Origin of the sequence: Vibrio sp. VP6, from assembly GCF_028823755.1 — a bacterium.
Taxonomy (GTDB): Bacteria; Pseudomonadota; Gammaproteobacteria; order Enterobacterales; family Vibrionaceae; genus Vibrio; species Vibrio parahaemolyticus.
In genome coordinates this window covers 1-7,764 of sequence record NZ_JAPEID010000066.1, presented here as the reverse complement: position 1 = coordinate 7,764, position 7,764 = coordinate 1, and the positions used below count along the sequence as shown (strand labels likewise).

Annotated in this window: 8 protein-coding genes and 1 pseudogene; 8 read left to right on the top strand and 1 reads right to left on the bottom strand. The window is 40.2% G+C overall.

Annotation, left to right across the window (positions count from 1 at the left end; all coding sequences use genetic code 11):
• Positions 1-47: 47 nt before the first annotated feature.
• Both OU793_RS24940 and OU793_RS22915 read left to right on the top strand, forming a co-directional pair.
• Positions 48-149 (top strand): annotated as a pseudogene (locus OU793_RS24940) (AraC family transcriptional regulator); the annotation flags it as partial.
• A gap of 607 nt (positions 150-756) precedes the next feature.
• A complete protein-coding gene (locus tag OU793_RS22915) occupies positions 757-1,665 on the top strand; it encodes a LysR family transcriptional regulator (RefSeq protein ID WP_159404325.1) in 909 nt (302 codons plus the stop codon).
• A 52-nt stretch (positions 1,666-1,717) separates the two neighbouring features.
• Here the strand turns inward: OU793_RS22915 and OU793_RS22910 are convergent, their stop codons facing one another.
• Complete coding sequence (locus tag OU793_RS22910) at positions 1,718-2,161, bottom strand: prepilin peptidase (protein WP_024702891.1); 444 nt, start codon at positions 2,159-2,161, stop codon at positions 1,718-1,720.
• A gap of 194 nt (positions 2,162-2,355) precedes the next feature.
• On the opposite strand from OU793_RS22910, the gene OU793_RS22905 reads away from it, so the two are divergent.
• From OU793_RS22905 to OU793_RS22880, 6 genes are read left to right on the top strand one after another with little or no spacing between them, the layout of a single operon-like run.
• Positions 2,356-2,610, top strand: coding sequence for a Flp family type IVb pilin (locus OU793_RS22905; RefSeq protein ID WP_005481274.1), 255 nt, complete (start codon positions 2,356-2,358; stop codon positions 2,608-2,610).
• Positions 2,611-2,668: 58 nt separating this feature from the next.
• Positions 2,669-3,421, top strand: a complete 753-nt coding sequence (locus OU793_RS22900) for a hypothetical protein (protein ID WP_005481305.1) — start codon at positions 2,669-2,671, stop codon at positions 3,419-3,421.
• 2 nt (positions 3,422-3,423) lie between these two features.
• Positions 3,424-4,767, top strand: a complete 1,344-nt coding sequence (locus OU793_RS22895; protein ID WP_005454128.1) for a type II and III secretion system protein family protein — start codon at positions 3,424-3,426, stop codon at positions 4,765-4,767.
• Positions 4,767-5,216 carry a hypothetical protein gene (locus tag OU793_RS22890; RefSeq protein ID WP_024702892.1) on the top strand — a complete coding sequence of 150 codons (450 nt, stop codon included), beginning with the start codon at positions 4,767-4,769 and terminating at the stop codon, positions 5,214-5,216. The genes OU793_RS22895 and OU793_RS22890 overlap by 1 nt, the downstream gene beginning before the upstream one ends.
• A gap of 3 nt (positions 5,217-5,219) precedes the next feature.
• Complete coding sequence (locus tag OU793_RS22885; RefSeq protein WP_005454059.1) at positions 5,220-6,419, top strand: AAA family ATPase; 1,200 nt, start codon at positions 5,220-5,222, stop codon at positions 6,417-6,419.
• A complete protein-coding gene (locus OU793_RS22880) occupies positions 6,416-7,681 on the top strand; it encodes a CpaF family protein (RefSeq protein ID WP_005454188.1) in 1,266 nt (421 codons plus the stop codon). Before OU793_RS22885 ends, OU793_RS22880 begins: the two co-directional genes overlap by 4 nt.
• Positions 7,682-7,764 lie beyond the last annotated feature (83 nt).

Here is a 7,764-nt window from a genome sequence, read left to right as displayed (position 1 = left end):
GCCGCTCAGATCGTAGTTTCTTGATTTAGTTCCATCGAATTACGCAACAAAGCCATGTTGATACACAGTTTTTCAGGCAGATATTCAAACGAGAAAATGATTGTTCTCCACTTGAATATCGTAAAAGAAACCAAGTTAAAGCTGAATGATAAGCATATCTCATGGCCAGAATCATGATCTATACAACATTATTAATTGAATAGTCGTATTTACATTCGTTTTAAATCCATATTATAGTTCGAACGAAAATGGCAAACGTTTGCTATTTTCGTTCGAGTATAAATGGGTTAGTCTTGAATTGATTTTTAATAACGGTAACTTATACTTATATATACGTATTCTTATAATTACTTAATTTCTATTAATAATATTGTCGTTCATATAATGTATATTGTTTGTTATGAAATAAACCAATATGAATATTATTAAGTAATTACTTAAAATTAAAGGGGGATTTAGACCTTATAAAGGGGGTGATTAAGACACAATATTATAAAGTTATCTTTTTTTAATTAATTATTTCGCAACGTGAAATAATAGTTAAAACAGATATTTACAATGTTTTTTATCTTGTCGGATCAGTGGTAAACTCAATGAGTAAGCAATTGGTTTCTTATACAACTGTTTAATGCTTAGACGTAAAATAAGACACTGAGTTATAGAGGGGAGCTATTTATTAACTGGCTTCATCTGTAGCTTTATGGATTTATAAAAATTATAACTATCGGAAAATTATTGGGTCTTGGTGTTATTTAAATGAAAGCTAATAAACGTACCATCGATGTAAAGTACTTGCGCACTTTTTCACATGTTGCAAGGCATAGAAGTTTTACTGCGGCAGCAGAAAGTCTATATTTAACCCAACCAGCCGTTTCACAACATATTAAAAAACTTGAATGTACTATAGGGGCTGAAGTCTTCGATCGAAAAGATGGATTCAATCTGACTAAACATGGCCAAATATTGCTTAGTTATACAGACAGAACAATGTCTTTATATGACCAATTATTTGACGAATTGGCTCAAGTAGATATGTTTGATCGGTACTCTATTGCGATATCTGATTCATTTGCCCCTGAGTTGGTCGCTAAGGTAATTAGCTCTTTTAGAGTGTATAACGACGTCGAGTTGGCTATTACAAGTTATAGCGACATGAATTGTGTTGATAAAGATAACCACGATTTAGTCTTCGCTATTGGTGACACCACTTCCGTGGAAGGTCGCGTTTTCCCCCTAAATAGAGAGCAATACATTTTAGCTTGCGACTGTGCCGTCAAACCTGAGGAGTGCTACCCTGAGCGAATCGTCTTTTGTAATACCTTGACTAGGCGAGATGCCGAGGTATTGCTTGATTCTTCTCGGGTGGATATCTCTAGGGTAAAACATTGGCTTACCACTTCTTCCTCTCGATTGATGATCAATGAACTGCAAGCGGCAAATACTTTTGTTATCTGTCCTAGTTGGACATTAGGTGATTACAAGTGTAGCCAATATCCGCTATCCAAGTATATCGAGATGTACGTATGGTGTAATGACTCTGCTGCGAAGAAAATTGACCAAGAACGTTTGAGAAGTTTGATTACCGAAACATTCCGACTTACTTCTAAAGGCGTGGTTGGTAGGCCACCTACGGGTCGCTTACTAACCAGTTGTGAAGTGATGTAGAAAAACGCCATGCCTATTGAATAAATAGACATGGCGTTTGTTTTAATAATGATTAAATTAATGACATGTAGAAGAAAAAGAGCCCACTTATACCAATTGGTATTGTGTAAGGGATACCATTCTCAAAAGGTGTTTTTTTGCGATAAACAGACATTAACCACATAACCAATATTTGAATCCCACCCAGTAATCCTATCGCTACTATTGCCGCTAACATATATTCATCGTTCACTCCTAAGAAAAGTGCGCCAATGAGTTTTACATCTCCGCCGCCTACAATATTTATCAACCAAAGTATAAAGAAACAAATAAAAACAGAGGTACTCACTGCGAGCTGAGTTAGTGGTTCTGGAGTAAAGAACAAGCTAAGTAGTGAAGTAATGAAGATAATAAGAAGAAATCGATGTTTCACAATTCTATAGCGAATGTCACCATAGAATATGAGTAAGACATTAACCAGGCAAGTTAGCCATAAAGCAAAATTTATATAATTCATTTTACTATTTTAAATGTGTTACTTCTAAATTCAAATCATTTTGGATAATAAAAAATTATGTAATGGATTTCATTACTTTTATAACAACATCTTATATGTAAATAAAAAAGCTTAATTGGTGTGATTGTTTCTGTTGATGTAAATTTTCTTCGTTCACGAAATGAGTGATTAATTCAAGGGAAATAGAGGTAAACATGCTTTTAAATATCAATTCTAAACTTCGTAATATCCGCAACAAATTTAAGTCTGACAAACGTGGTGTCACTGCTGTGGAATACGCAATCATCGCTGTAGCAATGTCTTCAATTATTCTATTTGTATTCAAAGATGGCACTTTGAAAACAACGTTAAATGATGCAATGGGTAAGATCTCTACGTCGATGGATAGTGCTAATTCAGCCGGTGGCAGTGGTAGTAAAGGCGGTACTGCCGACGGTAAACAAGGATAAGTTAACCCGTTATAAATTTAGAGAGAGGGGAAACCCTCTCTTTTAAGGTTTTTATTCTATGAGTAGAGCATTAATTTTTGTATTTGTTGCCATCACTATGTTTTTGGCCTTTTTTTACGTCAGTGATTTCTTTGACCAGCCAGAGCCTGTGGCCGTCGTGGAAAATGAAGTGTTTGTACAAGTCGCATTTGTTAATCGAACTGTGAACAAAGCTGATCCCGTCAATATTGATGCAATTGATATTCGTGAGTTTTCAGAGTCAGAAGCAAAACAGCATTCTTATACCCCTTATACGAGTATCAAGATTGAATCTGGCGCTCTATGGGCAAAAGATGTCACCGAAGGAACTCAACTAACGTCAAACTTGGTTTCTAACCCCGGCGAAAAAGATTACATGTATCTTTCGCTTAAAAAAGATCAGGTCCCTTATTACTACCTTTCTCAAGGCAGTAGCATTGTTGAGGCGTTACCAATACAACCTGGCGACCGCGTCAGCTTTGTCGCTACAACCTCATCTCAATCGAATTTATTAGAAAGCGGTTATTCCGATATCGATAGTTTAACAAGCAACGTCATTATTGATGGTGCATTAGTTTTACAGGCGATGAATGTGTCTGAAGATGATTCGTCAAACGAAGACTATGGCTTGATCATCGCGTTGACCGTTAAACAAGTACTTAAGCTTGAAATGGCACAAAAGATCGGAGCTATAACGTTGGTTCCTGCAAAGATGGTTCATAAATACTTATCTGTGAAAAGTAGCGATTTAATTGAGCATCGATTTGGCGTTCGACAGCTGAGAGGGAATTAAGGGTGTTCAATAAAAATATACTATTAGTCACATTAGGAGTGGCGCTATTACTCCCAGCTTCAGTCTCCGCAGGGGAGCTATTGAGCTTAGATAAAGGCGCAGCAAAAACCATTAACGTAAAACGCAACATCGACACAGTATTTGTCGCAGACACTCAAATTGCGGACTACAAGGTAATCGCAAATGGGAAGCTCGTGATTTACGGTATCGGTCGTGGTGCAACGTCGATCATTGCTTATGACCGAGCCGGAAACGAAATTTATAACGCAGAAGTGGTAGTCAACAAGAGTCTAAGACTTTTAAAGCAAACCATTATTGCGAGATATCCAGATGAAGACATTAAGCTGACCAATATTGGTGAGCAAATAGTCATTGATGGTGTTGTTAGCAGCGAAGAGATCAAAGACAAAGTTTACCGCCATGTTGGCGAGATGCTGAAAAAGAGTAAGCAAAGAAATACTTTTGAGCTTTCTGGCGCAAATGGAGAATCCGTTGATCCGCTTGACTATACAGCTACTTACGTTTTCGAAGATATCATCAACAACCTAAAAGTGCTCACTACCGATCAAATCAATGTGAAGTTGACGGTTGCAGAGGTTTCGAGCTCATTCTTAACAGAACTCGGCGTGTCATACGCAGAGACGAATGGTAAGTCGATTGGCGGTGCTGGTCAGTTCGTCAACAAAATTCTGGACTTTACGGCAGAAGATATCGTCGCGGTTATCTCAGCGAGTGGCAACGACAGTATCGGCCAAGTGCTGGCTGAGCCAAACTTGTCGGTAATTTCTGGCGAATCGGCGAGCTTTCTTGTCGGTGGTGAAATCCCAATTACCGTTCGAGACAACGATGGTATTTCCGTAACTTATAAAGAATACGGGGTAAAGCTGTCTATGGTTGCTAAGGTGACAGATTCAGAAAACATCCGCCTGTCACTGCTACCAGAAGTGAGCTCGATTGATAAAACCAATGGTGTGAACTCCGGTCTAGTTAGCGTCCCTTCGCTACGAACTCGAAAAGCTCAGACAACAGTTCAACTGAAAGATGGCCAAAGCTTCGTGTTAGCTGGTCTTTTAACGTCGGAAGAGCAGGAGTCATTGGCAAAAATTCCTTATCTAGGCGACATCCCAATTCTTGGTGCGTTATTCAGTAAGACCAATACCGAAAGAAGAAAGACGGAGTTGATCATCGTCGCGACAGTTAATCTTGTCGACCCTGTCAAAGAAACCGACATCAAGCTGCCGAAGTTCGAGCGAACGAGTGACCTTGAGCGCTTGCTGAAGCTCGATCTTTCGAAAGTTGATGACGAAGAATTGGAAAATACGATAAAGGCGGGAGGCTTTAACTAATGAAGGCAAACCTATTATTGGTCGTTTCCGTTTTACTGACCGGTTGCTCGGTATCGGTAACCCCAAATAAAACGACGGTAGACACCATTGTGGAAACCTTTGAGTTTCGAGTCACCAACAAAGACGTGGCAATGGATAAGTCGGTTAACTTTGTTAATCAAATCAATAGCCAATACCCAAAGTCTACGTTTGCAATCAATTACGACACCGAAGAGAGTCAATTTGTTGATGGTTTTGTAAAAGAAATCAAAGCCAAAGGCGTAAATAAACTGCGATACACACTGAACGCAAACAGTGAGGGCAAAGGTGTAAAAATTGTCGCGAAGTATCACAAGATTCAAGAACAAACCTGTGATGCAGTTTCATTCAATACTCTTAAAAATCATCCATTTGGATGCAGCTTGGAATACAACAGACGTTTGAGTATGACGAATCCTGTCGTGGAGTAAAAAATGGATTTAGATAACCTATTCAAAACGACTTCATCGAGTAAAGACAAAAAGAATAACACCATTGATCTGGTTGTTTCAGATGATATGGCTTTTCTGCAAGCGATCGATGAGCTCTATGCGATCGAAGGTTTCGCATCACCTCTTAAAGTAGATGATATCGATGATGAGAGTTGGCACAAAACAAGTGCAGAAATAAAGCATGTCGTTCTTGATTTGCGAGATTGTGGCGAGCTTGTTTCGGAAGTGGCGGAAATATCTTCAAGATTAGATGTGAGCATCTCTCTGATTGTGTTGAGCAACACGGACTCAATCTTGATGCGTGACAAAGTGCTGTCGTTAGGTGCGAACTACATTCTTTGGGATCCGGAACTTGATGGCTTGTTGGGCGCATTAAAAGAGTCTGGTAAAGACACATTTTCGCCAACGGTGAAGAAAAAGTCGCGAATCGCTAAAAGAGTCTTGATGCTTGGTAGTAAAGGCGGTGTTGGCGTGTCAACCATCAGTGCTTTTTTATCCCATAGCTTGAGCCAGCAAGCGAGCTTAAAAACGTTGCTTGTTGAACACGATACGCTGGCATTAAATTCGGATATTTTCTTGGGTTTAAAAGGGCTAAAGGCGCAACAAAATAGCATCGATTTAAACCAATCTGAGCTCGATGCCGCAATTGCTGGGAGCTATGTACACCCGATCAAAGACAAGCTTGATTTCCTTGCCCTTGAAAAGAACATTGCATGCATAAGCGACCATGCAGACTCTCTATTTAGAATTTCTAATGAGCTGGTGGATCAGTACAACTTCATCATAGATTCATTGCCTTTAAATGCGATAAACGAACTGACTTCAGAAGACATCAATGAAAGATACAACCGCATTTTTGTTGTTTGTGAACCTTCTGTTGCCTCGTTACGCGCTTACCACTCGATAAAGAAAAAATTAGGAAAGGCCGAGCATCGAATCATTTTTTCTATGACTCGATCGCAGAAGGATTACATGATGCCTCTCCAAGGCGCCAAAGAAAAAATTAAAGCGAAAGACACCATTGATTTCGTTTATGAAGCCAATTTGGAAAAGTTGATCATCCAACAGGGCATTCACAATACGGCGAAAATTAAGTTCACCCCAGCTATTGCAAATATGGTGAATTCGCTGACTGGTAAAAAAGTCAAAGTGCAGAAAAAGTTCGCGTGGTTTAAGAAATGAATCACCTAAAAGAAGTTTATATTGACATAAGAGACGAAATCTTTGACGCGCTTGATGCCGCTTCTTTAGTCGATGTCGAGCCATTGGAGCTTGAAAGCCAACTAAAAGATTCCGTCAATATTCTTATCGAGAAAAAGCAACTGCAAATCAGCAGTTTGAAGCGTTTAGATCTCGTCAAAGCACTACTGGATGAACTTAAAGGCTTAGGGCCGCTTCAAGCGTTGGTTGATAACGATGATATCTCGGACATTATGATCAATGGCCCGTCAGATATTTTCATCGAAATCAACGGCAAGGTAGAGAAGTCGCCAATCCAGTTCGTCAATGAAAAGCAGCTCAATACTATCGCCAAACGCATTGCATCCAATGTAGGGCGTCGAATTGATGAATCGAAACCGCTCTGTGATGCGCGTTTAGAAGATGGTAGTCGTGTAAACATCGTAATACCACCTCTTGCGATTGATGGTACTTCAATCTCAATTCGTAAGTTTAAAGAGCAAAAAATCAAGTTGGAAAACTTGGTTCAGTTTGGCGCGCTGTCCGTTGAAATGGCGAAGCTACTTTCCATTGCGAGCCACTGCAAGTGCAACATTCTTATTTCAGGTGGTACTGGTTCTGGTAAGACAACACTACTGAACGCTTTGTCAGGCTTTATCGGCAGTGGTGAACGTATTGTCACCATTGAAGATGCTGCCGAACTTCAGTTGCAGCAGCCGCACATTGTGCGTTTGGAAACGCGCCAAGCAAGTGTCGAAGGTACTGGTGAAATTACCGCCCGAGATTTGGTGATTAACGCCCTTCGTATGCGACCAGACAGAATCATCGTCGGTGAGTGTCGTGGCGGTGAGGCATTTGAAATGCTTCAAGCGATGAACACCGGTCACGATGGATCTATGTCAACACTGCACGCGAACACCCCTCGTGATGCAATTGCGCGTGTCGAGAGTATGGTAATGATGGCTACAGCAAGCCTACCGCTTGAGGCGATTCGTCGCACTATCGTGAGTGCGGTCGATCTGATCGTCCAAGTACGAAGACTGCATGATGGTAGTCGTAAAATATTGTTCATCAGTGAGATCGTTGGCCTCGAAGGGGACAGCGTGGTGATGGAAGACATTTTCCGCTTTGAGAACAATGGCGTAGGTGATGAAGGAAAAATCTCAGGTGAATTCCGAACGCCAGGTCTTTCTAAGCGTTCTGTGATTTATGAGAGAGCTAAGTTCTTCGGCTTAGATGGGGCACTTCAGGAGTTGTTCTCATGATGCTGATCGTCATTTCACTATGGGTTGCTGTGGCTTTGTTGCGTAATTCGATGGAACTAAATCAAGAAACTACGATCTGAGCG